Below are 25847 nucleotides of genomic sequence, written 5' to 3'. Positions count from 1 at the left end.
TACTCTACTTCTAAATTTATGTTGCAAAACAGTTAATTTTTTATCGATGTGTGCGCTAAAACATATAAAAAAGCTTGCTAATTTGCAGAAAATCGCTATATAATTTGGTGGAAAGAAGTATTTGGCTTTATATTTGCACCCGTTAAAGACAAGTAAGTGTCTCTTTAGCGAAAGAAACATGCTTGTTTACGATCCTGAAAATCAGGAGTCGGGAGTTTATCCCCCGGGAGATTCCCCCGATTAAGTTTAACGTAAAATTGAAAATATGAAGGTAAGAGCTTATGTTCTCATCGCATCGGTAGCGTTATTAGGAATGTCTGCCGGTTCGAAAAAGGCGAAACTTACCGAGGGTGTGAACCCCGGTGATCTAGCTCCGAGAATAGAGTTTTTGGGAAACGACGCTAAAGCCAGTTTCCACAACCAATTAGGACGTTATACATTGCTCAACTTTTGGGCGGCTTACGATGCGGAATCGCGGGCTCGTAACGTGCAATTGGCGAATGAGGTTAACAAGTTTGGTCCGGACAAAATCGCGATGTGTTCGATCTCTATGGATGAGAAAGAATCTATTTTTACCGAGACGGTAAAGATTGACAAGTTGGATCTGTCAACGCAATTTCACGAAGGACTGGGTAAAGAGTCAGAGTTGTACAAGAAGTATGATTTAAGAAAAGGTTTCAAGAACTTCTTGATTAACGACGAAGGAGTGATAATCGCCGCCAACGTCACCCCGGAAAAACTGACCGAGATTCTGAAAGCAATTTAATCAGTATTATTTAGCAAAGAGGGCTGTTCCACTTCAAGATGGGACAGCCTTTTTTTATCGATTCACAAGTTTTCGTTTCGAGATGATGAAATAGCATGTATAGTCTGAGAAGGAAATGTACGCTTTCTTTTTAAGTCCGTGTTTATTATTAACTCTTTTTGATTTATTAACCCTAATGGATAGGGTGATTGAGAAGGTCCTCTGTCTTTACTGTAAATGAACAACTAACATCCTATAAATAATGAGATCTATACTTTTCTTTATTTGTTTGATCTTTACCTTTGAGGGACAGGCGCAAGAGGTAGAAAAATCCCATATGTGGAAAGTAGAACTCTCCGGTGCCTTGAATAATAATTCAGCATGGGAGGTAGAGCCATCTGTTACTTATCTACCGATTCCTTATGTGGGAATTACTATGGGGTTGCTTTTCTGTAATACGATTGAGAAAGATAGTTATACGGGGTTTTCAAGAGATAATCAGTGGTTCTGGGATTCAGATGAGAGTAATCCGGGCTGTCATTTCTTTGCGTTACGTCCGGCCATCCAGTTAGTAACTCCCGCTTTTAAATTCGGGAAAGACAAGGATACGGGACTCTCTTTGGTCGTTTCACCCGGATTAACCATTCCTTTGCCTGTCAATCAAGAGTTTAATATAAGCTATGTTCCAAACACTCCCGGGGTATGGATACCTCAAAAATTCGATCATATAAAGAACAAGGGAGGTAAATCGTTATTTTATCATATTAAAAGTATGTTGAGCCTCGATATAGACCAGCGGTATATATTCTCTTTGGGGTATATATTTTCGAATTTTGATTTATATAGTGGAGGGCGAAACTTCATTGTAGAGGGGAAAAGGCTTAGTATGCCTCGGATTCGTTTTATGCATTCATTCTTTCTAAGTATCGGATATCGGTTTTAAATCGTTTCATACATTGTCTTTCTCGTTTAGCCCAAAAAGGGAGAGCTGTTTTTAAGGCTCCCCCTTTTGCATAAGCTTATATATAATAATGTATAGGATTTATCGAATTGCTTCTACTTCTTCCGTACGCAAAGGGATCTTCTTTCCTAATAGACGAGCGCCGTTCTCGGTAATCAGATAGTCTTCCTCGTTACGTATGCCACTGAAATCCTTATATGTAAACAACTTCTCGTAATTGATGAATTCGGTGAACTTGTTCTGGCCTCTCCATAAATCCATTAATTCAGGGATGAAGTATACACCCGGCTCGATGGTCAAGACAAAACCCGGTTCCAGCTTACGTCCCAAGCGCAATGACTTACGTCCGAATTCCGTACTCTTCGGCTGTCCGTCATAACCAACGTATACCTCTCCCAGATTCTCCATATCATGTACATCCAATCCCATCATGTGGCCTAGGCCACAAGGCATAAACATGGCGTGAGCACCGGCTTTTACGGCCTCCATCGGATCTCCTTTCACGAAACCAAGGTCCTTTAAACCCTCCATGATCACTTTACAAGACAACTCATATACATCCACGAAAGGAATACCCGGGCGCAAAGCCGCTACGGCAGCCTCATGGGCGGCTACTTGAATATCATAGATGTCTTTTTGACGGGTCGTGAACTTAGAGTCGGCTGGGATGGTGGACGACATATCTCCGGCATATCCCATCTCAGTCTCGGCACCGGCGTCCAATAATAGCATATCACCGCTCTTAATCATATGACTATGATCATGGTTGTGCAAGGTCTGCCCATTGATCGTGGCGATGATAGGGAAGGAGAGCTGGTAATTGTTGGCGAAAGCGACTTCCGCAACGGCAGCCGCTACATCCGACTCCCGGATTCCCGGACGTACGGTACGCATGGCAGTCAGGTGCATATCGGCGGTTACGATACAGGCTTTCTCGATCTCGGCAATTTCTTCCTCGCTCTTGTAATTCCGTTGGTTTACGACACCCATGATAAAAGGCACGGAAGGTTTCTCCGCGCCGGGTACGATACCCAACCATTGGAATAACTTGATCTGGTGTTCCGCACGATACGTCGGCAGATAATGGATTGGCTGGCCTTTTTGCTGGGCATTCTTCAAATAAGTCTCGATCTCCTTAAAAGGACGGACTTCCTTGATACCTGCGGCCTCGCTCTTCTCTTTTAGGGTGGGCTGCGTACCCATCCATACAATCGCGTCTATAGTCAACTCATCGCCAAAGATGATCTCCTTATCGTTATCGATATCGATGATAGCGGATAACCCGGCGTATGGCAATCCGAAGAAATACAAGAAGGTAGAGTCTTGACGGAAGTGATACGTATTATCGGCGTAGTTCATCCCACTCTCGTCGTTTCCAAGGAATAGCAACAAACCGGAACCTATGGTTTGTTTCAGCTTAGCCCGGCGGGCCATATAAGTTTCTTTACTGAACATAAGGATTATTTTTTGTTAGTGTACCAAAGATAGTAATTAATGTAATATACTAGGCCGACATTCGAAATTATTTCTTACATTAGCCCATGTAAAATGTAACCTCTGGTACCTTATGAAGATTCAAAGAATTCAAGAACTTACCGATGCCTCCATCGTCTGTGGCTCAGAGAAACGGGAGAATGATGTGCAGTGCGCTTTTGCCAGCGATCTGATGAGTGACGTGCTTACGCTGGATTGTGGTGATGTGCTGTTGGTGACAGGACTTTGTAATTTGCAAACGATCCGTACCGCGGAGATGGCGGAAGTTTCTTATATACTTTTCGTGCGGGGGAAGAAAGTAACCCCGGATATGCTGGAGCTGGCTCGTGAGAACAATATGGTTCTTCTGGAGACGGATCATTCTATGTATCATACGGTCGGAGAGCTTTATAGCGCGGGGCTCCTTCCTATATATTGAGAAAGGAGGTCGTGAGATATGCTATTTAAGTTTGAGTTGGAGGGCGGTAATTTCTCGAAGGCGGGTTATGCGTCTAGCCAGATAAAGAAGGTCTTGAAGCAATTGGCTATCGATCCCCGGATCATTAAGCGGGTGGTCGTGGCGCTTTATGAGGCGGAGGTGAATATCGTGGCTCACGCTTGGAGAGGAACGGTTGTCGCTGAATTGGACGCTGATAAAATATCTTTGGAACTGAAGGATGAAGGGCCCGGAATCCCGGATATATCGCTAGCTATGCGTGAAGGGTATTCGACGGCATCCGAGGCCGTGCGTGAGATGGGATTTGGTGCCGGAATGGGACTTCCAAATATGAAGAAGAACGTAGATGAATTAACGATCGAGAGCCAAGTAGACGTAGGTACCACGGTACGTATGGTCACATGGTTTAATAAAGAAGGAGCGTAGACCATGGAGGAAGCTAATTTTTATCATGCCTTGAAGATTGACAATGACCGCTGTATAGGCTGTACGCATTGCATGAAAGAGTGTCCTACGGGAGCGATCCGTATTCGGGATGGTAAGGCTTTGATCCATAAGGATTGGTGCGTGGATTGCGGCGAGTGCTTGAAATCGTGCCCGACAGAGGCTATCTATGTGGAGCAGGATGACTTCCAGCGTATATTTGATTATAAATGCAGGGTAGCGTTGATGCCCACGGTATTTATCGGGCAGTTCTCAAAGTATACGACCGAGAAGGAAATTATCAGCGCCGTTATGGAACTGGGCTTTACCCATGTTTTCCAAGTAGAGTTTACCGCCGATATGATCCATAAGGAAATGGTACGGCAGATGGAAAACGCCGAGGAAAAGCCGGTGATCAGTTCTTTTTGCCCCGCTATCGTCCGGTTGATACAAGTCCGTTTCCCTGCGCTGGTGGATAATATCTTATTGGTGAAAGCGCCGGTAAACGCCTCGGCCACTTATTATCATAAGATATTGGAAGGGCAAGGTGTTCCCTCGGAAGAGATCGGTATCTTTTATGTTACGCCTTGCGCGGCGAAAATTGCGGCGTTGAAGGGAGCGGAAGGTTACTCATCTACGATCAAAGGCGTGATAAATATGGATACCCTATATAATAAGGTATACCATATTCTTAAGAATCGCCCGAGAGGATATGAGCCGGAATGTGAGCTTCCTCCGCCATTAACGAAAAAAGAGATGCGATGGAGCCAGACAGGAGGGGAGGCCAAACATTTCTCCGGTCGTTGCCTCGCGATCGATGAGATCCATAATGTGATCGATTTCTTGGAACGAATGGAAACGACCAGCGAGGTACGTAACGTAGACTTTCTGGAACTGAGGGCTTGCGACCGTAGCTGTGCCGGAGGTGTATTAGCCGTAGCGAACCGTTTCCTCACGGCCGAGCGTATCATGAAGCGATCCATGAACCGGGATAAAGTACCGATGATATACGCCGCCGATAATTTCGAGGCTTTATCCTATTTGAGGCAGCATATTACGATCCGTCCGGTGCAACCGAATCCCAAACGGTTGTACGATGGAACGATCGATGAGATGCTGAAGAAAATGGAGCAAGTGCGGAAATTGATGTGCTACCTACCGGGAATCGATTGTGGCGCTTGCGGCAGCCCGAACTGTCAAAGCTTGGCCGAGGATATCGTACGCCACGAGGCTCAATTCAGTGATTGCGTATTTATGCAACGTAATATGGAGAAGCACGGTAAACTAGACCAAGAGCATGCCTTCCGTATCGTTGAGAAGACATGGGGGAAAGATCGTTTAAATAAGGATTGTTATAAGAAAGGAGCTAAATATGAAGGTTTGTGATTTAGTGAAGATGTTGAATCTTACTGTATTTTGTGGAGAAGAGGGCCTTGATACAGAGATAACCGGAGGCTATACGAGCGATTTATTAAGTGATGTCATGGGACATATCGAGGAGGGTATGCTATGGATTACCATGCAAACCCATCAGAATATACTGGCCGTGGCTACTTTAAAAGACGCCTCCGCTGTATTGATCGTGAACGGAACCTCTCCGGATGATGAGACCTTACAAAAAGGTAGGGAAGAGGCTGTCCCTCTTTTAGGAACTACACGCTCCGCGTTCGAGGCTTCCGGTATGATTTACCGCTTATTACAGAATGAGAATGGATGAAACAGTATTTAGCTGATTTACATATCCATACTTGCCTGTCGCCATGTGGCAGTCTGGAAATGAGTCCATCGGAGATCGTGCGTCGTTCCTTAGCGAAAGGTTTGGATGCTATTGCCATTACGGACCATAATACGACCTTACAATGCCCGGAGATTCAATCCCTTGGCGAGAGATTCGGACTGAGGGTCTTTGCGGGCGTAGAAGTTACGCCCCGTGAGGAAGCGCATTGTCTGGTTTATTTCCCGACCGATGAATCCCGTAAGCGATTCCAACGATATTTAGAAGAGCATCTCCCTCCGATTCCAAATGATCCGGAACGTTTTGGCGATCAAGTTTGGGTGAATGCGGAGAATGAGATTCTAGGAGAAGTACCCTATCTTTTGCTCTCCGCCTTGGATCAAAGCGTAAACCAAATAGCCGCTCAAGCACGTAAGGTGGATGCTCTATTTGTAGCCGCCCATGTAGAACGTCCGTCATTCAGCTTGATCAGTCAATTAGGTTTTATAGACCCCTGCTTATCTTTAGATGCTATTGAATATAATAATCAGCAAAGATACAGTAAGTTATTGTCTATTCACGGGTATTTGAAAGAGCAGACTCAATACTCAGCCTCGGATGCTCATTACCCCGAACAAATAGGTACTCAGCCCTCCATTTGGCAAACGGAGGAATTAACCTTCGATGGCTTACGAAAGGCTTTTGATCAAAAAGACAATCACTTAATTTTCGCCTCTCATGGATAATCTCTCGTTTCATATCACGGATATAACCGCTAATAGTATCAGAGCAAAAGCTTTTGATATAGAGATAGATATACAGATAAAGGACACATCCATATGTATTCGTATCGCGGATAATGGCTGTGGTATGGATCCGGAAACAGTCTCTCTGATCCGTAATCCGTTTTATACGACTCGCACGACACGAAAAGTGGGTCTAGGCTTACCTTTCTTGATACAAAACGCGGAGCAAACAGGCGGGAATGTGGAAATATCTTCCATACAGGGAAAAGGTACGGTAGTTGTTGCTTGTTTTGTCTCATCTCATATTGATTGTCCGCCTTGGGGAGATTTGGCGGGTACAATGGCTATGCTTATAGGCAGTAATCCGGACATAAACATTCATTTCTCATATCATTCAGATCTGGTTTCATTTGATATCAGTACGCGAGAGCTTAAAGAAATCCTAGAGGACATGCCATTAAGTCATCCGAAAGTCATGCTTTATTTGAAGGAGTTAATAGCGAATCAAATAGTTGCGTCAAGCTTGAATTAATCTTTTCATATAGGTGATCTGATCTTTTCACAGCTGTGATACGATCTTTTCACATCCATGAAACAAACGTTTCACAGCCGTGAAAAGATCTGTGTCTTTACTCAAAGCAGCTACAAGCTTTGCTTGAATGCACTAATTTATCCTTATCTTGCTATTAATTTTATAATTCCCATTATGTTTAATAGTATTATGAACGATCAAAAAATGACTACTCCGATACATGATACACAAATAAAAAACCGCCTAGTAACCTTATATTACTAGACGGTTCCATTTATTCTGAAAGAAGAAATTACTTATTCATCTCTGCTTCAATAGCATCGAATTTATCACCCATATTCAAGTTGTAGTAAATACCTCTTAAAGCAGTCATATATTCTCTTTCTTCTGGTTTCATTTGGTGAGCTTTCTCAAAGTAAGGAAGAGCTTGCTTAAAAAATTCCTTAGCTTTGCCTAATTCCTCTTGATATTGTTTTGCGTCGTTGATCATATTAGCCTCACCTTGCTTGTTTACACCTTGGTTGTAATATACACGACCTAAGTTAGAGAGAGATTCGATATAGTCCGGATTGATCGCCAATGCTTTCTTGAAATACTCTTCAGCTTTAGCGTAATCTTTCAAACCAGTCTCATAAACACGGCCCATTACATCGTAAAGCTGTGGATTGTTGGAATCCTTAGCGATAGCTGTGTTCAAATATTCAATAGCTTTCTCATTTCTATTAGAATAGATGTAATTGTTTATAAGGCTCATTAAGAAATACTGTTCCTCGGGGAATTTATTCAAACCTTCTTCCAAAGTCTTCTCTAAATTCACGGTATCCTTAGCTTGCTCATACTCATAGCATAAGTATTGATATACCTCGCTTGCTCTATAATCCGTATTTTTAGCACGCTCTAACGCTGCGATAGCTTTTTGAGAATCGCCAAGTTGGGTCGCTGCTACAGCGGCATAGAACTGAACTGTCATGAAGTTTGAATCTCTTTCAGCGACAGCCTCACCTTTAAACATCGGCATATCAGATATTTTCAGGTATTGCTCGAAGAAATCGTAAGCTTTGTTATAATCTTTCTGATCGAAATAGTAAGCACCACCATTGATGTAATATACGTGGTTTGCTCCTAGGATACCTTTGATATCTTTCGTGAACTTAGGTTTAACTTTTCCTTTTTCATTAGGAAGTTGATCTAACTCATATGCTTTCTCAAAGTATGGCAAAATACTACCCAATGCCTCGTACATAACAGGCTCGTCCGGTTGTTGGCCCAAGACTTGTTTAGTTCTTTCGTTGCTGAACTGTTGATCCTCGATAAAACCGGCAACATACCAAGTTTTAGCGTCATCCTTTGTTTCTGGATTTTCCAAAGCTCCTTTAATAAGAGTTCTGGCTTCCGAGAAATCAGGAGTTGAACCCTTAGCTATACTTTGAGCCTCATTTACAGCTTTTTTCTGTGCAAAAGAGACCGATGCTGCGACACATAGTGCCACTGTTAATAATACTCGTTTCATTGTGATAGTAATTTTGAGATTAATATTTCTATTTGTTTAAAATTATTCAGTTATTTCTTCGTTATCATTTTGTTCGTTATCCTCCTCTGATTCCGGTAGATCAACATCAGTACCTAGACTAGCTTGATTCTCACTGAACTCTCTTCCCTCATTCTCTTGTCTGGCTTCTTGTTCCGCTTTTTGCTCGGCTATCTCCTCTTCACTCTCAGACAATACTTTACATACAGAAGCGATTTCGTCGTTGCGCTTTTCTAGATTAATCAAACGAACACCTTGAGTAGCACGTCCTATTACGTTTAAATCGGCCACTTTCATACGGATAGCGATACCCGACTTATTGATAATCATTAAATCGTTCTCGTCCGTAACATTCTTGATGGCAACTAATTTACCGGTCTTCTCCGTGATATTAATGGTTTTTACGCCTTTACCGCCACGATTCGTTATACGATAATCCTCGATAGAGGAACGTTTTCCATATCCCTGCTCTGATACGACGAGTACGGTCTCTTTTTCCTTGTCCTTGATACAGATCATACCAACGACTTCATCGGTATTATCCTCGTCCAAAGTCATACCTTTCACTCCGGAAGCCGTACGGCCCATTACACGTACCGCGCTTTCATGGAAACGGATCGCCCGGCCGTTACGGTTCGCTATGATCACCTCGTTGTTACCATTCGTCATACATACTTGGATCAAGCCATCGTCTTCACGCAATGTAATAGCGTTCACACCGTTTTGACGAGGACGGGAATAGGCCTCCAACAAGGTCTTTTTGATCACACCTTTTTTCGTACAGAATAATAGGTAATGAGAATTAATGAATTCCGTATCGGTGGTTAATTTCTTAACACGTATAAAGGCTTGTACCTTATCATCCGGCTCGATATTCAGAAGATTCTGGATCGCACGCCCTTTAGCGTTCTTAGCTCCTTCCGGAATCTCGAATACCTTCAACCAATAACATTTACCTTTTGCCGTGAAGAATAATAAGGTCGCGTGCATGGATGCCGGATAGATATACTCAACGAAATCCTCGTCTCTAGTCTCGGAACCCTTCGCTCCTACACCACCACGGCCTTGGGCACGGAACTCGCTTAACGGGGTACGTTTGATATATCCCATATGAGATACGGTAATGATCATCTCATCATCCGCGTAGAAATCCTCCGGATTTAATTCCTCAGAGGCGTAAACGATATCCGTCTTACGTTCGTCGCCAAATTTATCCTTGATTTCTAATAATTCATCTTTGATAACCTTCATGCAAAGGTCCTCATTCTCCAGAATCTCATTCAAATAAGCGATCAACTTCTCGATCTCCTCATATTCCGCACGCAATTTATCTTGTTCCAGACCTGTCAACTGACGAAGTCTCATCTCGACAATCGCACGTGCTTGAAGCTCAGATAAAGAGAAACGTTCGATCAAACGCTCGATAGCCTCTTGCGGGCTCTTGGAAGACTTGATAATCGCGATTACCTCGTCTATATTATCGGAAGCGATGATCAAGCCTTCCAATATATGGGCTCTCTCTTCCGCTTTCCTCAATTCATATTTTGTACGCCGGATAACGACCTCATGACGGTGCTCAACAAACGCCTTGATTAAGTCTTTTAAGTTAAGCAACCTCGGACGGCCGTTCACCAAAGCGATATTATTAACGCTGAATGAGGATTGCAGAGCCGTAAGCTTATACAATTTATTTAGTACGACACTCGAGTTCGCGTCACGTTTCACGTCAACTACGATACGCATACCGCTACGGTCGGACTCGTCATTGACATTGGAAATGCCATCGATACGCTTCTCGTTTACCAGGTCAGCGATATACTTGATCAACTCAGCCTTATTTACCAAATAAGGAATCTCGGTAATAATAATCTTCTCATGATTATTCTCCACCTCAATCTCGGCTTTACCGCGAAGGATGATACGTCCCCTACCCGTCTCGAAAGCGTCTTTCACGCCTGCGTAGCCATAAATTGTAGCGCCTGTAGGGAAGTCCGGAGCCTTGATATATTGCATTAAGCCCTCTACCTCGATATCTCCCTTGGCATCGATATAAGCGATACAACCATCTAATACCTCGCTCAAGTTATGAGTTGGCATATTCGTAGCCATACCAACGGCGATACCCGATCCACCATTTACAAGTAAGTTAGGAACACGAGTCGGTAATACGGTCGGCTCCTTCAACGTATCATCGAAGTTAAGCTGGAAATCTACCGTGTCCTTATCGATATCCCGGAGCATTTCTTCGGCGAGTTTACTCAGTCGTGCCTCTGTATAACGCATAGCGGCAGGACTATCACCGTCCACTGAACCGAAGTTACCTTGTCCGTCTACTAACGGATAACGCATAGACCATGTCTGGGCCATACGAACCATGGCGAAATATACAGACAAGTCGCCATGTGGATGATATTTACCTAAAACTTCACCAACTATTCTCGCAGATTTTTTATAAGGTTTGTCGGATGTGTTACCCAGTTCATTCATTCCAAATAAAATACGGCGGTGAACCGGCTTAAAGCCATCCCTAACATCAGGAAGAGCACGTGAAACAATGACAGACATTGAATAATCAATGTATGCCGATTTCATTTCCTCTTCGATGTTAATCTTAATAATTCTGTCTTGATCAACCATTTAGTTTTATATTAATTACACTCAATATCTCACCTCTGAAAAATTGCACTAAGGTAAGGTTTTTCCGTATACTACGAAAGAATTTGTCTTGAAATTTTGAGCCTCCGGGCTTTTCAAGGCTTATTAAGGAATAATGGCACGAAATTTGATGATAGTTGGAATAGATTATGTAACTTTGCGTAATCAGTACATATATAATATAGTATGAAAAATTATTCGAAAAGATTGATTGACGTGATTGAGTATAGCCGTGAAGAAGCGGCTAGGCTCCAGAATAGCTATATCGGGCCGGAACATTTGATGCTAGGCATCATCCGGGAAGGCGAAGGCGAGGCAATGCGTGTCTTGCGAGAGCTACATACCGATCCGATGGATATTAAACGCAAGATTGAGCAAGAAATAAAGAACACATTCGATTCTGAGGATTCTGTCCAGCATGAGATCGCTATAAGTAAGACTACAGAACGTGTCTTGCGTATGAGTATGCTGGAATCTCGTTTATTCAAGGAAGATGAGACCGATACGGAACATCTTCTATTGGCGATATTGAAAGAGGAGTTTAATGTTGCTGCCAAGGTGTTGAACGACGCGGGTATTACTTATCGTTCCGCATATAATATATTAGTAAGCGGAACCGGTTTGAACAATATGGAGGAATTCGACGAGATCAGCGACGGATATACGGATGATGACGAAGATGACGAGGACGAAGGTTTCTCCTCTCGTCGTGAGGCATCTCGCCCCTCTTCCGGTACTGGAGCGGGAGCCGCTCAACCGAAATCCCCTAATGATACACCTGTTCTGGATAACTTCGGAACGGATATGACACGTGCCGCCGCAGAAAACCGTCTAGATCCGATTGTGGGACGTGAGAAGGAAATTGAGCGTTTGGCCCAGATATTAAGCCGTAGGAAGAAAAATAATCCGGTATTGATTGGTGAGCCGGGTGTGGGTAAGTCAGCTATCGTAGAGGGATTGGCTTTACGCATTATTCAGCGTAAGGTTTCCCGGGTGTTATTCGATAAGCGTGTGATTAGCTTGGATATGGCTTCTATTGTCGCCGGTACAAAATACCGCGGACAATTCGAGGAACGTATTAAGGCTATCTTGAATGAGTTATCGAAGAACCCGAATATCATCCTCTTTATCGATGAGATTCATACGATTGTTGGCGCTGGTTCCGCTTCCGGATCTATGGATGCGGCGAATATGCTGAAACCTGCGTTGGCTCGTGGTGAGATTCAATGCATTGGCGCTACTACTTTGGATGAATATCGTAAGAATATCGAGAAAGACGGTGCGTTGGAACGTCGTTTCCAGAAAGTGATCGTTGATCCGACTACGGCGGAAGAAACTTTGCAGATCTTGCGTAATATCAAACCTCGTTATGAGGAGCACCATAACGTGATCTATACTGAAGATGCTTTACAAGCGTGTGTAAAATTGACAGAAAGATATATCAGTGACCGTAATTTCCCAGATAAGGCGATCGATGCTTTAGACGAGGCCGGTTCCCGTGTACATATATCTAATATCATTGTTCCGAAAAGTATCGAAGAGCTTGAGGCAAAGATCGAGGATACGAAGAATGAGAAATTAGCGGCCGTGAAATCTCAGAACTTTGAGTTAGCCGCAAGTTTCCGCGATAAGGAGCGTCAGTATTTATTGCAACTGGAGGCTGCGAAAGCTAAATGGGAACAAGAGCTTCAAGAACATCGGGAGACCGTTGATGAAGAGAAGGTCGCTGAAGTTGTTGCCATGATGTCCGGTGTACCTGTTCAACGTATCGCTAAGGCAGAGAATGTCAAGCTTCTGGAAATGGCGGACGTATTGAAAAGTAAGGTGGTTGGGCAGGATGATGCTGTTCAAAAGATCGTAAAGGCAATTCAACGTAACCGTGTCGGCTTGAAAGATCCGAATAAGCCGATCGGAACTTTTATGTTCCTAGGACCGACGGGTGTAGGTAAGACTCACTTGGCCAAGAAGCTTGCTGAATATCTATTTGATTCGGCGGATTCTTTGGTACGTATCGATATGAGTGAATACTTGGAGAAATTCGCTGTTTCCCGTTTGATCGGAGCGCCTCCCGGATACGTTGGTTACGAGGAAGGTGGTCAGTTAACGGAGAAAGTACGTCGCAAGCCCTATTCGGTGGTCTTATTGGACGAAATCGAGAAAGCGCATCCGGATGTATTTAACTTGCTGTTGCAAGTCTTGGATGAAGGCCGTTTGACGGATAGTCTGGGTAGACGTATTGACTTCAAGAATACGATCTTGATCATGACTTCCAATATCGGTACCCGGCAATTGAAAGATTTTGGTCGTGGCGTTGGTTTCAATACCCAGATGGCCGGTGAGCCGGATAAGGATTTCTCCCGTAGCGTGATCCAGAAAGCGTTGAATAAAGCGTTTGCTCCAGAGTTCTTGAACCGTGTGGATGATATCATTATGTTCGATCAGCTTGATAAAGCCGCTATTCATAAGATTATCGATATTGAGTTACAGGGTCTGTATCAGCGTGTATCAAATCTGGGTTATGAGTTGTCGATCACAGACGAGGCAAAAGATTTCATTGCCACAAAAGGCTACGATGTCCAATTCGGTGCCCGTCCGTTGAAGCGTGCGATCCAGAAGTATCTGGAAGATGAGATGGCGGAGATGATTATCCGTGCTTCAGTAGGTGAAGGCGATACGATTATCGTAGACTTTGATAAGGAAGAGCAGAAAATCACGACTTCGATAAAAAAGAAAGATGCTGAATAAGTTTGTCTATGAATATAGAAGCCGGGCGTGAGTCCGGCTTTTTTTATGTTCGTCCATCTTATTCGTCTGTCATTTTGACACGCAAAAAAAGCATGACCTAATTGAATAGATCATGCTCTTATTTCTTTTTTTACTTAAGTACGCAGGATGAGACTTGAACTCACACGCCGTAACCGGCACTACCCCCTCAAAGTAGCGTGTCTACCAATTCCACCACCTGCGCATTTTAGAAAGGGTGCCCAGAACAGGACTCGAACCTGCACGATCGCAAAACCACTCGCACCTGAAACGAGCGCGTCTACCAATTCCGCCACCTGGGCAATCAATACGAGAAAGAGCGGAAGACGGGACTCGAACCCGCGACCCTAACCTTGGCAAGGTTATGCTCTACCAACTGAGCTACTTCCGCATATGCAACCGCTTTGTTCTCGATTGCGAGTGCAAAGGTAGTGATTTCATTGAAACCACCAAGCCTTTGCGCTACTTTTTTATTAGATTTTTTTGACCAATTCTCTAAATAGTTGTGTCATAACAGATGCTGCTTTATTAGCCGCTACGATAACATCGGCACCATCATTTACAAAGTCGTCAGCGAAGTGATAACCTTCGTTCGTGATGACAGACATACCGAATACACGCAAGCCCGCATGACGTGCCACGATTACTTCCGGTACCGTACTCATACCGATCGCATCTCCCCCGACTTTTCCATAGAAAGCATACTCGGAAGGAGTCTCGAAGGAAGGGCCTGTCAAACCTACATATACACCTTTCTTTAACGGGATAGATCGGGAGGCGGCTATTTCTTCCACATAGCGGATAAATTCACGATCATAAGCACGGGTCATATCCGGGAAACGAGTGCCGAAATCCTCATTGTTCGGACCGATCAGCGGGTTCGGCATCATATTGATATGATCCCGGATGATCATCAGATCACCTACCTTGAACGTATTATTGATACCTCCGGCGGCGTTCGAGACCAAAAGGTTCTTGATTCCTAAGAGCTTCATTACACGTACGGGAAAAGTGACCTGTTGCATTGTGTAGCCCTCATAGTAGTGAAAACGGCCTTGCATAGCCAAGACTTGCTTATCCCCTAGTTTGCCACAAATAAAATTCCCCTTATGCCCGGTAGCGGTAGATTTCATAAAATGTGGGATCTCCACATAAGGTATCACTATAGGGTCTATTATTTGATCGGCTAAAGAGCCTAAGCCACTACCAAGGATAATGGCGGTCTCCGGGTTACCTTCGATCCGGCTAGCTAAATAGGCGGCCGCTTCCCGATATTGTTCGGTTTTAATCATTTCCATATTTAATCAATTTAACGTTTCATCAAGTTATAAGCTATCTCTGCCGCTTTCTCCATAATCTCGTCCTCTCCCGGTACCTTCTTATTCTCCATCAATATTTTACCATCACAGATAACGGTATCCACGCAACTGCCGTTGGCGGCGTATACAAGATTTGAGACGAAATTGAAGTTTGGGGTAAAAGCGGGGGTGTTGAGATCTATCAAACATAGATCGGCTAAATACCCTTCCTTGATCTGCCCGGCTTTTAAACCGAACATAACGGCTCCTTCCGCAGTAGCGGCTTGCAGCATCTCATTTGCGGTCAAGGCTTCGGGATCCTTTCGCCAAGCTTTTCCTAACAGGGAAGCCAGCTTCATCGCCTCGATCATATCCAAGTTATTGGAAGAGGAACAACCGTCCGTTCCCAATCCCACGGTAATACCCAATTGGCGCATTTCCTTGAACTTAAAATGCATGCCGGAAGCCAGTTTCATGTTTGAGGCCGGGTTATGTACGACTTTCACCTCGTGATCGGCCAACATACGAAGCTCGTCATCATCGATGTAAATTCCATGAGCGATGATCAAACGTGGAGAAAGCACACCTAACTCATATAAATAACGTACGGGAGTGAGTCCGAATCTATCGAGAGAGTCTTTCACTTCCCCCTCTGTCTCTGCCAGATGCAGATGGATAGGGATTTGGTGTTCCATGGCGAACTGATGCGCCCATTTCAGAAGCTCACCGGAAACGGTATAGATAGCGTGCGGCCCGATCGAGAAGCGAACCCGTTTGCTGTAGTTATCCACATCTTGGATCAGTCGTTCGTTATGGCGTTTGCATTTCTCCGCCTCTTCTTTATCAAAACCATCGAAGCAAACGCCGGCTATGATACCTCGCAATCCCATCTCTTCCGTCACATCGGCCGTGACACGAGGGCGTTGATACATGTCGAAGAAAGTGGTCGTGCCACTTTTTATCATTTCCAAGCACGCTAATTTCGCTCCCCAATATACATCCTCACGGGTCATTTTCGCCTCATTCGGCCAGATCTTTTGCTCAAGCCATGGCATAAGCGGCATATCATCGCCGAAGCCGCGGAACAAAGTCATGGCAGCATGTGTATGAGCGTTCACGAAACCGGGAATGACGGCTTTACGGCTACCATCCAGTATCTTATCGGCAGGAAAAGACAAGCCCTCTCCTATTTGCTTGATCTCTTTTCCTTCGATATAGATATCAATCGTCCTATCGTTAAACAGGACATTCTTTATTAATATACTCATCTTCTTCCTTCTTATTTATATAAACGGTAGAATTCCGCTACCGACTCGATTCCCTTGAAGAAGATATCCAACTCCTGACTCTCGTTGGGCGAATGGATCGCATTTTGCTCCAAGCCGAATCCCATCAGTACGGTCTTGATACCTAATACCTGCTCGAATGTAGAGATAATAGGAATGCTACCTCCGCGACGAACCGCCAACGGTTTCTTCCCGAATGCGATGCCAACAGCCTTTTCTGCCGCTTGATAAGCTGGCAAGTCTATCGGACAAACATATCCTTGCCCGCCATGGCTGGGCGTAACTTTCACTTTAACATAAGGTGGGGTCACACGAGCTATATACTCCTCAAACATTTGGGAGATCTTGGCATGATCTTGGTGTGGAACCAAACGAGTGGAAACCTTGGCATAAGCCTTTGAAGGCAATACAGTTTTGCTTCCTTCCCCCGTATATCCGCCCCAAATACCACAGATATCGAAAGAAGGCCGACAACTATTACGTTCTAGCGTAGAATAGCCTTTCTCTCCGAAAAGAACGTCTACCCCGATCGCTTTCTTATATTTTTCCTCGTCGAATGGGATTTGGGCGATCATCTCCCGTTCTGCGGGAGATACATCCTCCACGTCGTCATAAAAACCCGGGATCGTGATGCGTCCATCCACGTCGGTGATATCTGCCATCAATTTGCAAAGTACATTGATCGGATTCGCTACGGCTCCGCCAAAATGACCGGAATGCAAATCGCGGTTCGGTCCGGTTACTTCTATTTCCCAGTAAGCCAAACCACGTAAGCCTGTCGTGAGCGACGGTGTTTCAGCGCTGACCATGCTTGTATCGGAAACGAGGATTACATCCGCTTTCAATAATTCTTTATGTTCCCGGCAAAAATCTTCCAAGCTAGGAGAACCTATCTCCTCCTCTCCTTCGAAAATAAACTTCACGTTACACTGTAACAAACCTTCTTTAATCGCTGTCTCAAAACCTTTTACTTGAATCATACCCTGTCCCTTATCATCGTCTGCTCCACGGGCCCAAATGCGTCCGTCCCGGATCACCGGCTCGAAAGGTTCACTCTTCCACAGTTCTAGTGGTTCGGCAGGCATCACGTCGTAATGAGCGTAAACCAATACGGTCGGAGCATTGGGAGATACCATTTTCTCGGCGTATACGACAGGATTGCCTTTCGTAGGCATTACCTCGGCCTTATCCGCACCAGAAGACAACAGCACCTCAGTCCAACGCTGGGCACATGTCAACATGTCCGGCTTATTCTCATGCTTGGCGCTGATTGACGGAATGCGGATTAAAGAGAACAATTCCTCAAGAAAACGATCCTTATTGGATTCGATATAAGATTTTACTGACATAGCGTTTTATTTTATCAAGTTTATAAATTGTAGCAAATATAACGAAACAGATGGGGATTGCAAGGAGTTTTATGGTATTTTAGCCGTGTTACTACAATAGGCGTGCAGTAACACGGCAAGGCGGGTTGCAGTATACGAAAGAGTTTCATCCCATGATCCATTTAGCTCGTTCACCTAATATACGGTACATGAACCAAGTAAACGCCCATGAGATTATGAAAATCAAAAGTGCCATTATGGGTACTTGCAAAGGTATCGGTAAATCAAACTTCCCGATCAAGATAAAGATCGGACCTACGACAAAATAATGTACGATATAGATTCCGAAACCATATTTGGATATTTTCGATAGTTTTTTAGCTATGAGAGTATTATGAATACGTACCTTTTGAAGAAAAATAAATACAGCCGCCGTCATTAAGACTACATTCGGACTACAGAAGGTGAAAAATAACTCCATATCCAATTCTGTTGCCTCGGGATTCGCTGCGGCCGAACTGAATCCACTATAGGTTATGGCATAACCAACCACAAACATGGCTGCGCAAATAGCGAAGGTTTTCCAAATATTCCAATTATTACCTTGTTTTAAGTAATGTCCTAATAGGAGATATCCGTTGAATCCTGCGAAATAATAAAACATGCCGAATTGATTCCACGTCGCTTCCCCGTATAAATATTTGCTGATATAGGCAGACATATAAGGCAAGAAAAGAGATACGAACCATATCCCTAAATAGACCCTCTCTTTGGAACGATCCGCCTTCTCGATCCATGCGGAGAAGAATGGCATATACAGATACAATCCGATGAGTAAATAAATGTACCACATATGGTTTTCCTTAAAACTGAAATTGAACGGGATCATGGCGATGTCTTTCAATGCGTCGGATAAGGATTGTGACTCATTTCCTTGCACATAGCAGAAAAACTCACCGATTATCTCTTTCGGCAAACCTAATAGCCCTGTAACCCAAGGGAATATATTGTATAATACAGACCATATCAAAAAAGGAAATAATACCCTATATATTCTCTTTTTATAGAAAACACCTAAAGATTGTTCCCGTATAGGCAATAGTAAAAGTCCCGTCATCATAACGAAAAGAGGAACAGAGGGCCGTAAAAGAGAGCCGTAAACAGCGGCCCAATGTTTATATTCCGGTAAACTTCCGAGTGTAGGTGAGATATAAAAAGGATCTATACAATGTACTCCGATAACCATCAGCATAGCTACGGTTCGTATTACATCGAGCCACACGATATGTGACTGTGTTGTTGCGTTGCTCATGGATTTATGTGTTAAATTTAAAAGATGGGTGACAAAGATAGAGCTTAGTATGAGAATTTTGTTTATCTTTATTGTTAATTTATTGTATCAAGTATTATGGTCAAACGAATTATCATTATTGGCGCTACCTCCGGTATCGGCTATGAGGTTGCTAAGATTTATTGGAAACGAGGATATCAACTGGGATTGGCTGGTCGTCGGGTTGATCGGTTGGAGGAGTTTCGTAAGCAAGATCCGGAGCATATCCAGATAAAGCAGTTGGACGTGACCGCCGAGGATGCCGCTGATCGTTTAGACGAATTAATCCGTGATTTGGGAGGAATGGACATCTTCCTGCTTAGTTCAGGGATCGGCAACCAGAATAAATACTTAGATACTTCCATTGAACAAGCTACGATACAGACGAATGTGACAGGCTTTACGCGTATGGTACTAGCAGCCTATCGTTATTTTTCTAGTCAAGGTGGCGGGCATATATCTGTAATCAGCTCTATTGCCGGAACCAAAGGATTAGGTGTCGCTCCCTCCTACTCGGCTACCAAACGATACCAAAATATTTATATAGACGCTTTAGCCCAACTTTCCCGTATGGAGAAACAGCCTATTACATTTACGGATATCCGTCCGGGATTTGTCCGTACGGATTTATTGAAAGACGGCAGGAATTATCCTATGCTGATGTCTCCCCAATACGCCGCCTTGCGTATCGCTAACGCTATAGACCGGAAAAAGAGAAGGGCGATCATCGATTGGAAATACGCTATCCTTGTCTTTCTCTGGAGACTGATCCCTGAATGGCTTTGGGAACGGCTGCCGATACGGAATTAGGATCGGATATGTTAGAGGTTCATCTTTTTTGCTTCTACATTAGATTTTCTCTTGCGCCGGGAGCATGCTGAAGGACTGCGCCGACTATCTGGCAACTATCCAATTCATCACAATCGCCACATGTATTAAAGCCTTTTCCGGATACACATTTGCGTATTTCACAATAATCACTGCAATACGCAAATTTCATTCCGTCCGTACGACACCCCATACAGTTTATAGTTGCGGCTGTAATTTCGGGCGCATTGTTCATGGCGCTCCACTTTTGGGCGGTTTTTTCTCTTAGCTCATCATCATTCTTAACTGTGGCTATGCGGGCATCGCAACTTTCGCAATCTAATCCGCAACAGGCTATCAATTGTTTCATTATTTAGTTGTCTATTTATTTTCTTGTTTGTTTCTGTCCTTGCTTTTACTTTTCGGCAAACATAATAAAAATTCCTACCTTTACGCCCAATTACTAATTTTTTAATCTATACAGATGGGTTTATTTATTAAGAAGCCTTTAGCGGATTTGATGACCGAGGCAAATGATTCGGGCAGTAAATCGCTGAAGCGTATCCTTGGCCCGTGGAGTTTGATCGCCTTAGGTGTCGGTGTTATTATCGGTGCCGGATTGTTCTCCATTACGGGTGCGGTGGCCGCCGGGTATACGGGGCCTGCCATTACTTTATCTTTCGCTATCGCCGCCTTGGGCTGTTGTTTCGCCGGGTTATGTTACGCCGAGTTCGCATCCATGATCCCGGTGGCAGGTAGCGCATATACCTACTCGTATGCCACGATGGGTGAGTTGGTCGCTTGGATTATCGGTTGGGATTTGGTGCTCGAGTATTGCGTGGCCGCTACGACCGTTAGCATAAGTTGGAGTCGGTATTTGGTCGTTTTTCTGGAAGGATTCGGAGTACATTTACCGCAAGCCTTGACGGCTTGCCCTTGGGATGGCGGTATCGTGAATATCCCGGCTTTCGTGATCGTGGTGTTAATGAGTATTTTGTTGATACGAGGGACGGAAGGCAGTTCTATTTTCAATGGGATTATCGTATTCTTGAAAGTCTCCGTAGTCTTGGTGTTCGTAGTCTTGGGATGGAAATATATCCGTATGGAGAATTATACGCCTTATATACCCGCTAATACGGGGACCCTAGGCGAGTTCGGTTTCTCCGGTATCCTACGAGGGGCGGCTATCGTATTCTTTGCTTTCCTCGGTTTCGACGCTGTAAGTACGGCGGCACAGGAAACCAAGAACCCGAAACGGAATATGCCGATCGGGATCTTGATGTCATTAGTGGTTTGTACTATATTATATATGTTGTTTGCCCACGTGATGACCGGAGTCGTACATTACTCAGCGTTTGCTGGCCAGAATGGAATCGCTCCTGTGGCAATAGCTATCGATCATATGGGGCAAATGGATGCTTCTGGTGTGATTCGTCCGGATTACCCTTGGATGAACCGGGCGATCGTAATAGCTATTTTACTGGGGTATTGCTCGGTTATCATGGTAACGTTATTAGGACAGAGTCGTGTATTCTTGAGTATGAGCCGGGATGGGCTGCTCCCTCCCCTATTTTCCCATATCCATGAGAAATTCCGCACGCCGGCACGAAGTAATTTCCTGTTTATGTTATTGGTCGGTGCATTGGCAGCTTTCGTTCCGGCGAGCGTAGCGGGCGAGATGTGTAGTATCGGGACTTTGTTCGCCTTTACGCTAGTTTGCGCCGGGGTATTGATTGTCCGTAAGGCAATGCCGGACGCTCCCCGGTCTTTCAAGACCCCGTTGGTTCCGTTCGTGCCTATCGCCGGTATCATAACTTGTCTGGTAATGATGCTTTTTCTCCCGGCTGATACATGGATTCGTTTGGTATTATGGATGTTAATCGGTCTGGATATATATGTCTGCTATGGCATCAAACATAGCAAACTGGAACATATGCAGAAACATCGCTCGGGACAGACCACATTGGATATGATCGGTATTACCCTATCCGTGCTTTGCGTGATCACGGGGCTTTGGCACCAGCAAACCGTGGGATGGGGCGAGAGCAAAATCTTATTGATTATCTCATTCGTATTCGCTTTTACGCATCTAGCTTTCTATCTTTACAGACTCGGGAAGCAGTTTACGAGCCTTACCCGTTAGCGATTCAGCACGATTATGTCTCGATGGCTCACGCGACTAGTCCCGATGGTCAATACCAGTAGTGGTGAAGGCTTATGCGAGTAGTCGCGTTGACCTTCACCACTACTGGCGTACTATACCACTTCCTTTAATACGATTTATCGGATTCTAGCTCTTAAAAGTAAGCCTCTTATTCATCATAAAATTAACGGCTCCGTAAACGAAAAGTCCAAGGAACTGACCCAGATATTCATTTAGATCGATCACCTCCACCATTAAAAGCAAGAATATGAATTGAGTAGCGTAAGCGCAACCAAAAGCGATTAGGAATAAAGGAATCTCCTTCCAGAAATTACCTTTCCCGGAAGAAAATACCCAGTATTTACTCCAAAAGAAGTTATTCACCAAGGCAGCCACATATCCAGCCATGTTCGACCACAAGTAATTACAATCCAGAATATCCATTAATATCCAGATTACCAATGCGGTGATCAAAGCGTTAGAAGAACCTACAATGGCGAAACGAAGAATACGAACAGATTCCTTCATGCTGTTAATTATACGTTTCGAATGACAAATATACGGGTTTATTTCTATATTTGTGCTGTACTTTTGATCAAGTATGTAACATTCTTAAAACAATTATGAGTATGATTAGACTAAATGTATTTATTCAAGTAAGTGAGGAGAATCGTCCCGCCGCATTGGAGACTGCGAAAGAATTGGTTGAAAAGTCTTTGAAAGACAATGGCTGTATAGCTTATGATATTTTCGAGAGCTCTACTCGTAGTGATGTATTGATGATTTGTGAGACGTGGAAAGACGCTGAATCCTTATCAGCTCACGAAAAAGCTGAGCATTTCGTAACGTTGGTTCCTAAATTGCAAGGATTAGGTGCGATGAAACTTGAGAAATTTACATTTTAAGGGTTTTATGTAGGCTTATTATTATAAGCTTGAGCATGCTAAAAAATCATAGTTATGAATCCTTCAACTTATAACTATGAATGAAAGAAAACATAACTATGATTTTTTTAGTGTTATCGCTCGTTGATTGAGATATATTCCCTATCGTCCAAAACGTTCTTGTAAGCCGGACGGATGATGCGTTTTCCGTCAAAGTTCAACTCCTCGATACGGTGAGCGGTCCAACCCACGATTCGGGCCATGGCGAATAAAGGCGTATAGATTTCCTGTGGCAAACCGATCATCTCATAAACGAATCCAGAATAGAAGTCCACGTTCGAGGAAACCCGTTTCTTAGTTCCTTTATGCTTGGCGAAACATTCGATCGCTCTTTCCTCTAATAACTCAAGGAAGGCGAATTCCTCAGAGCGACCTTTCTCTTTTGCCAGATCACGAGCCAGTTCCTTTAATACGACCGCACGGGGATCGGAAATCGTATAGACCGCATGGCCGATACCATAGATCAAGCCTGTCTTGTTATAAGCCTCTTTGTTAAGCATCCGCATGAAATAAGTATCGATCTCGTCCACGTTCTTCCAATCCGCGATATTCTCTTTCAAATGATGGAACATATCTACTACCTGAATATTGGCACCTCCGTGCAACGGGCCTTTCAATGAGCCGATACCAGCTGCGATAGATGAGTACGTATCCGTTCCCGTAGAACTAGTGACGCGTACCGTGAACGTAGAGTTATTACCACCACCATGTTCTGCTTGCAATACCAAGAGCAAATCCAACGTACGTGCGTCCAGATCCGTGAAATCACGTTTCAGCATGTGAAGGAAATTTTCTGCGATCGATAAGTTCTCGTGCGGATGACGGATGTGTAAAGAACGCCCCTGTGTGCTATGACGATAAATATTGTAGGCATAAGCGATAATCGTCGGGAACTTAGAGATCAATTCAATAGATTGGCGCATTAAGTTATCTCGGGAGGTGTCGTCCGGGTTTGCGTCGAAGGTATACATCTCCAATACGCTACGAGCCAATATATTCATGATGTTCTGTCCTTCCAGATCCAGAATATTCATCTTGGTCTTTTGCTCCAAGGGCATATTATCGTTCAACAGTTCTTTAAAGGCTGATAATTCCTCTTTATCGGGGAGTTTACCAGAAAGTAATAAATAAGCCACTTCCTCAAAACCGAACCGTTTTTCCTTGATGAAATCACGCGCTAAATCCTCTACGTCGTAACCTCTATAGAATAACTTACCGGGGATCGCTTTAAGACCGCCCTCTGGCAAGCGTTCGTATCCTACTACATTACCGACTTGGGTCAATCCTACTAACACGCCACTACCATCCTCGTTACGAAGGCCACGTTTCACATTATACATCGGGAAAAGTTCGTTGTCGATCTTGCAAGCCTCTCTGGCAGCCTCGGACAATTTGTAAATTAAATATTCTTTCTTCAACATGACTATACTAATTTAATTGTTTCGATAATAGAGATGATACGATCACCAAATTCTTTGGTGCCGAGAGATTTGCCGTTCGGCATAAAACGAGCCAAGTCATGAGTGGCCTCTCCAGCGGAGAAAGCTTGCTCCATAGCGGATGTAATCAGGTTAGCCGCATCACTCCATCCCATATATTCCAGCATCATCACGGATGATAATAATAAGGAAGAGGGGTTTACGAGATTCTTTCCCGCAATATTCGGAGCGGTTCCATGTGTTGCCTCGAAGATCGCATGACCACTGTTATAGTTGATATTAGCACCGGGAGCAATGCCAATGCCACCTACCATCGCCGCTAATTGATCGGAGATATAATCGCCGTTCAGGTTCAAGGTAGCGATCACGGAATATTCTTCCGGAATTAATAGAGTGTTTTGCAAGAAAGCATCGGCTATGACATCCTTGATAATGATTTTACCGGCCTTTGAAGCTTCCACTAAGGCGGTATTGGCCGCTTCCTCGCCTTGCTCTTTCTTGATCTTCTCATATTGAGGCCATGTGAAAGTGAGATCCGCAAACTCCCGTTCCGCTAAAGCGTATCCCCATAGTTTGAAACCACCTTCCGTGAATTTCATGATGTTACCTTTGTGTACCAAAGTCACGCTCGGTAACTGATGCAATATCGCGTATTCGATAGCGGCACGCACCAGACGCTCCGTACCTTCCACAGAAACCGGCTTGATGCCGAAAGAGGAAGTTTCCGGGAAACGTATTTTCTTCACTCCCATTTCCTCGGTGAGGAACTTCAATAACTTTTGTGCCTCCGGAGTCCCTTGTTGCCATTCGATTCCGGCATAGATATCTTCCGTATTCTCACGGAAGATATACATATTCACTTTCTGCGGCTCCTTTACCGGAGATACGACTCCTTTGAACCAACGAACCGGACGGAGACAAACATATAAATCCAACGTCTGACGGAGGGCCACATTTAATGAACGGATACCTCCACCAATTGGAGTCGTCAGCGGTCCCTTAATACCGACGATGTATTCACGGAATGCTTCCATAGTCTCATCGGGAAGCCAACTTCCGGTTTGCTTAAACGCCTTTTCGCCGGCTAAGACCTCTTTCCATTCAATGGAACGGGTTCCGTTGTAAGCTTGCTTGATGGCAGCGTTTACTATCTTTTGGCTAACGGGAGTGATCTCATGCCCCACGCCATCTCCTTCAATATAAGGGATCGTCACGTGATCCGGAACGAAAATATGATTACCTTTCTTTGTTATCTTACTCATGATATCAAGATTT

The 25847-nt window shown here is 44.1% G+C and carries 23 protein-coding genes and 3 tRNA genes; 12 read left to right on the top strand and 14 right to left on the bottom strand.

Annotated features, from left to right (window positions below; genetic code table 11):
* Nucleotides 1-265 precede the first annotated feature (265 nt).
* Together CI960_RS09220 and CI960_RS09215 are read left to right on the top strand one after the other, a co-directional pair.
* Nucleotides 266-766, top strand: coding sequence for a thioredoxin family protein (locus tag CI960_RS09220; RefSeq protein WP_005856939.1), 501 nt, complete (start codon nt 266-268; stop codon nt 764-766).
* Nucleotides 767-1007: 241 nt separating this feature from the next.
* Complete coding sequence (locus CI960_RS09215) at nt 1008-1688, top strand: hypothetical protein (protein ID WP_005856941.1); 681 nt, start codon at nt 1008-1010, stop codon at nt 1686-1688.
* Nucleotides 1689-1787: 99 nt separating this feature from the next.
* Here the strand turns inward: CI960_RS09215 and CI960_RS09210 are convergent, their stop codons facing one another.
* On the bottom strand, nt 1788-3161 hold the full coding sequence (locus CI960_RS09210; RefSeq protein WP_005856943.1) for an aminopeptidase P family protein: 1374 nt from the start codon (nt 3159-3161) through the stop codon (nt 1788-1790).
* 112 nt (nt 3162-3273) lie between these two features.
* Here CI960_RS09210 and CI960_RS09205 point away from each other — a divergent pair, with 112 nt between their 5' ends.
* The 6 genes from CI960_RS09205 to CI960_RS09180 are packed head-to-tail and all read left to right on the top strand — an operon-like array spanning nt 3274 to nt 7051.
* Nucleotides 3274-3618, top strand: coding sequence for a hypothetical protein (locus tag CI960_RS09205; protein WP_005856945.1), 345 nt, complete (start codon nt 3274-3276; stop codon nt 3616-3618).
* Between the two features lie 18 nt (nt 3619-3636).
* Nucleotides 3637-4062, top strand: a complete 426-nt coding sequence (locus tag CI960_RS09200; protein WP_005856948.1) for an ATP-binding protein — start codon at nt 3637-3639, stop codon at nt 4060-4062.
* Nucleotides 4063-4065: 3 nt separating this feature from the next.
* Nucleotides 4066-5445 (top strand): [Fe-Fe] hydrogenase large subunit C-terminal domain-containing protein, encoded by a 1380-nt coding sequence (locus CI960_RS09195; protein ID WP_005856950.1) that lies wholly within the window; start codon nt 4066-4068, stop codon nt 5443-5445.
* Nucleotides 5432-5776, top strand: coding sequence for a DRTGG domain-containing protein (locus CI960_RS09190; protein WP_005856952.1), 345 nt, complete (start codon nt 5432-5434; stop codon nt 5774-5776). The genes CI960_RS09195 and CI960_RS09190 overlap by 14 nt, the downstream gene beginning before the upstream one ends.
* Nucleotides 5773-6519 carry a PHP domain-containing protein gene (locus CI960_RS09185; protein ID WP_005856954.1) on the top strand — a complete coding sequence of 249 codons (747 nt, stop codon included), beginning with the start codon at nt 5773-5775 and terminating at the stop codon, nt 6517-6519. The genes CI960_RS09190 and CI960_RS09185 overlap by 4 nt, the downstream gene beginning before the upstream one ends.
* The gene (locus tag CI960_RS09180; protein WP_005856956.1) at nt 6512-7051 is read left to right on the top strand and encodes a sensor histidine kinase; all 540 of its coding nucleotides are present in this window, start codon (nt 6512-6514) and stop codon (nt 7049-7051) included. The genes CI960_RS09185 and CI960_RS09180 overlap by 8 nt, the downstream gene beginning before the upstream one ends.
* Nucleotides 7052-7343: 292 nt before the next feature.
* Here CI960_RS09180 and CI960_RS09175 read toward each other — a convergent pair whose 3' ends face one another.
* Both CI960_RS09175 and gyrA read right to left on the bottom strand, forming a co-directional pair.
* Nucleotides 7344-8561, bottom strand: a complete 1218-nt coding sequence (locus tag CI960_RS09175) for a lipopolysaccharide assembly protein LapB (protein ID WP_005856958.1) — start codon at nt 8559-8561, stop codon at nt 7344-7346.
* Nucleotides 8562-8603: 42 nt separating this feature from the next.
* Nucleotides 8604-11216 (bottom strand): DNA gyrase subunit A, encoded by a 2613-nt coding sequence (gyrA, locus tag CI960_RS09170; protein ID WP_094582329.1) that lies wholly within the window; start codon nt 11214-11216, stop codon nt 8604-8606.
* A gap of 204 nt (nt 11217-11420) precedes the next feature.
* On the opposite strand from gyrA, the gene CI960_RS09165 reads away from it, so the two are divergent.
* Nucleotides 11421-13979: an ATP-dependent Clp protease ATP-binding subunit gene (locus CI960_RS09165; RefSeq protein ID WP_005856963.1), complete on the top strand. Its 2559-nt coding sequence runs from the start codon at nt 11421-11423 to the stop codon at nt 13977-13979.
* A 139-nt stretch (nt 13980-14118) separates the two neighbouring features.
* On the opposite strand, the gene CI960_RS09160 is transcribed toward CI960_RS09165, so the two are convergent.
* The 7 genes from CI960_RS09160 to CI960_RS09130 all read right to left on the bottom strand — a co-directional run bounded on the left by CI960_RS09160 (nt 14119) and on the right by CI960_RS09130 (nt 19221).
* Nucleotides 14119-14202: transfer RNA gene (locus CI960_RS09160), tRNA-Leu, on the bottom strand.
* A gap of 13 nt (nt 14203-14215) precedes the next feature.
* Nucleotides 14216-14299 (bottom strand) — tRNA-Leu (locus CI960_RS09155).
* A gap of 16 nt (nt 14300-14315) precedes the next feature.
* A tRNA-Gly gene (locus tag CI960_RS09150) sits at nt 14316-14388 on the bottom strand.
* Nucleotides 14389-14470: 82 nt separating this feature from the next.
* Nucleotides 14471-15295: a purine nucleoside phosphorylase I, inosine and guanosine-specific gene (locus CI960_RS09145; protein ID WP_005856965.1), complete on the bottom strand. Its 825-nt coding sequence runs from the start codon at nt 15293-15295 to the stop codon at nt 14471-14473.
* Nucleotides 15296-15306: 11 nt separating this feature from the next.
* Nucleotides 15307-16563 (bottom strand): amidohydrolase, encoded by a 1257-nt coding sequence (locus CI960_RS09140; protein ID WP_005856967.1) that lies wholly within the window; start codon nt 16561-16563, stop codon nt 15307-15309.
* 11 nt (nt 16564-16574) lie between these two features.
* Nucleotides 16575-17930 carry a dipeptidase gene (locus tag CI960_RS09135; RefSeq protein WP_005856969.1) on the bottom strand — a complete coding sequence of 452 codons (1356 nt, stop codon included), beginning with the start codon at nt 17928-17930 and terminating at the stop codon, nt 16575-16577.
* A gap of 145 nt (nt 17931-18075) precedes the next feature.
* A complete protein-coding gene (locus CI960_RS09130; protein ID WP_005856971.1) occupies nt 18076-19221 on the bottom strand; it encodes an acyltransferase in 1146 nt (381 codons plus the stop codon).
* A gap of 96 nt (nt 19222-19317) precedes the next feature.
* On the opposite strand from CI960_RS09130, the gene CI960_RS09125 reads away from it, so the two are divergent.
* Nucleotides 19318-20049: an SDR family oxidoreductase gene (locus CI960_RS09125; RefSeq protein ID WP_005856972.1), complete on the top strand. Its 732-nt coding sequence runs from the start codon at nt 19318-19320 to the stop codon at nt 20047-20049.
* A gap of 34 nt (nt 20050-20083) precedes the next feature.
* On the opposite strand, the gene CI960_RS09120 is transcribed toward CI960_RS09125, so the two are convergent.
* Nucleotides 20084-20416 carry a DUF3795 domain-containing protein gene (locus CI960_RS09120; RefSeq protein WP_005856975.1) on the bottom strand — a complete coding sequence of 111 codons (333 nt, stop codon included), beginning with the start codon at nt 20414-20416 and terminating at the stop codon, nt 20084-20086.
* Nucleotides 20417-20530: 114 nt separating this feature from the next.
* On the opposite strand from CI960_RS09120, the gene CI960_RS09115 reads away from it, so the two are divergent.
* Nucleotides 20531-22189, top strand: a complete 1659-nt coding sequence (locus CI960_RS09115; protein ID WP_005856977.1) for an amino acid permease — start codon at nt 20531-20533, stop codon at nt 22187-22189.
* A gap of 147 nt (nt 22190-22336) precedes the next feature.
* Here the strand turns inward: CI960_RS09115 and CI960_RS09110 are convergent, their stop codons facing one another.
* A complete protein-coding gene (locus tag CI960_RS09110) occupies nt 22337-22717 on the bottom strand; it encodes a GtrA family protein (protein ID WP_005856979.1) in 381 nt (126 codons plus the stop codon).
* A 101-nt stretch (nt 22718-22818) separates the two neighbouring features.
* Here CI960_RS09110 and CI960_RS09105 point away from each other — a divergent pair, with 101 nt between their 5' ends.
* Nucleotides 22819-23094, top strand: a complete 276-nt coding sequence (locus CI960_RS09105; protein ID WP_005856980.1) for a putative quinol monooxygenase — start codon at nt 22819-22821, stop codon at nt 23092-23094.
* A gap of 113 nt (nt 23095-23207) precedes the next feature.
* On the opposite strand, the gene CI960_RS09100 is transcribed toward CI960_RS09105, so the two are convergent.
* A complete protein-coding gene (locus CI960_RS09100) occupies nt 23208-24551 on the bottom strand; it encodes a citrate/2-methylcitrate synthase (RefSeq protein WP_008772165.1) in 1344 nt (447 codons plus the stop codon).
* A gap of 5 nt (nt 24552-24556) precedes the next feature.
* Nucleotides 24557-25834, bottom strand: a complete 1278-nt coding sequence (gene icd / locus CI960_RS09095) for an NADP-dependent isocitrate dehydrogenase (protein WP_005856984.1) — start codon at nt 25832-25834, stop codon at nt 24557-24559.
* Nucleotides 25835-25847 lie beyond the last annotated feature (13 nt).

This window comes from Parabacteroides sp. CT06 (assembly GCF_002257605.1).
Taxonomy (GTDB): Bacteria; Bacteroidota; Bacteroidia; order Bacteroidales; family Tannerellaceae; genus Parabacteroides; species Parabacteroides distasonis.
The sequence above is the reverse complement of the archived record's forward strand: the minus strand, read 5'-3'. Positions and strand labels throughout refer to the sequence as shown.

Excerpts from the sequence above, each read along its gene's own strand:
- CI960_RS09220 (WP_005856939.1), top strand. The coding sequence starts at position 266 with ATGAAGGTAAGAGCTTATGTTCTCATCGCATCGGTAGCGTTATTAGGA.
- CI960_RS09215 (WP_005856941.1), top strand. The coding sequence starts at position 1,008 with ATGAGATCTATACTTTTCTTTATTTGTTTGATCTTTACCTTTGAGGGA.
- CI960_RS09210 (WP_005856943.1), bottom strand. The coding sequence starts at position 3,161 with ATGTTCAGTAAAGAAACTTATATGGCCCGCCGGGCTAAGCTGAAACAA.
- CI960_RS09205 (WP_005856945.1), top strand. The coding sequence starts at position 3,274 with ATGAAGATTCAAAGAATTCAAGAACTTACCGATGCCTCCATCGTCTGT.
- CI960_RS09200 (WP_005856948.1), top strand. The coding sequence starts at position 3,637 with ATGCTATTTAAGTTTGAGTTGGAGGGCGGTAATTTCTCGAAGGCGGGT.
- CI960_RS09195 (WP_005856950.1), top strand. The coding sequence starts at position 4,066 with ATGGAGGAAGCTAATTTTTATCATGCCTTGAAGATTGACAATGACCGC.
- CI960_RS09190 (WP_005856952.1), top strand. The coding sequence starts at position 5,432 with ATGAAGGTTTGTGATTTAGTGAAGATGTTGAATCTTACTGTATTTTGT.
- CI960_RS09185 (WP_005856954.1), top strand. The coding sequence starts at position 5,773 with ATGAAACAGTATTTAGCTGATTTACATATCCATACTTGCCTGTCGCCA.
- CI960_RS09180 (WP_005856956.1), top strand. The coding sequence starts at position 6,512 with ATGGATAATCTCTCGTTTCATATCACGGATATAACCGCTAATAGTATC.
- CI960_RS09175 (WP_005856958.1), bottom strand. The coding sequence starts at position 8,561 with ATGAAACGAGTATTATTAACAGTGGCACTATGTGTCGCAGCATCGGTC.
- gyrA (WP_094582329.1), bottom strand. The coding sequence starts at position 11,216 with ATGGTTGATCAAGACAGAATTATTAAGATTAACATCGAAGAGGAAATG.
- CI960_RS09165 (WP_005856963.1), top strand. The coding sequence starts at position 11,421 with ATGAAAAATTATTCGAAAAGATTGATTGACGTGATTGAGTATAGCCGT.
- CI960_RS09145 (WP_005856965.1), bottom strand. The coding sequence starts at position 15,295 with ATGGAAATGATTAAAACCGAACAATATCGGGAAGCGGCCGCCTATTTA.
- CI960_RS09140 (WP_005856967.1), bottom strand. The coding sequence starts at position 16,563 with ATGAGTATATTAATAAAGAATGTCCTGTTTAACGATAGGACGATTGAT.
- CI960_RS09135 (WP_005856969.1), bottom strand. The coding sequence starts at position 17,930 with ATGTCAGTAAAATCTTATATCGAATCCAATAAGGATCGTTTTCTTGAG.
- CI960_RS09130 (WP_005856971.1), bottom strand. The coding sequence starts at position 19,221 with ATGAGCAACGCAACAACACAGTCACATATCGTGTGGCTCGATGTAATA.
- CI960_RS09125 (WP_005856972.1), top strand. The coding sequence starts at position 19,318 with ATGGTCAAACGAATTATCATTATTGGCGCTACCTCCGGTATCGGCTAT.
- CI960_RS09120 (WP_005856975.1), bottom strand. The coding sequence starts at position 20,416 with ATGAAACAATTGATAGCCTGTTGCGGATTAGATTGCGAAAGTTGCGAT.
- CI960_RS09115 (WP_005856977.1), top strand. The coding sequence starts at position 20,531 with ATGGGTTTATTTATTAAGAAGCCTTTAGCGGATTTGATGACCGAGGCA.
- CI960_RS09110 (WP_005856979.1), bottom strand. The coding sequence starts at position 22,717 with ATGAAGGAATCTGTTCGTATTCTTCGTTTCGCCATTGTAGGTTCTTCT.
- CI960_RS09105 (WP_005856980.1), top strand. The coding sequence starts at position 22,819 with ATGATTAGACTAAATGTATTTATTCAAGTAAGTGAGGAGAATCGTCCC.
- icd (WP_005856984.1), bottom strand. The coding sequence starts at position 25,834 with ATGAGTAAGATAACAAAGAAAGGTAATCATATTTTCGTTCCGGATCAC.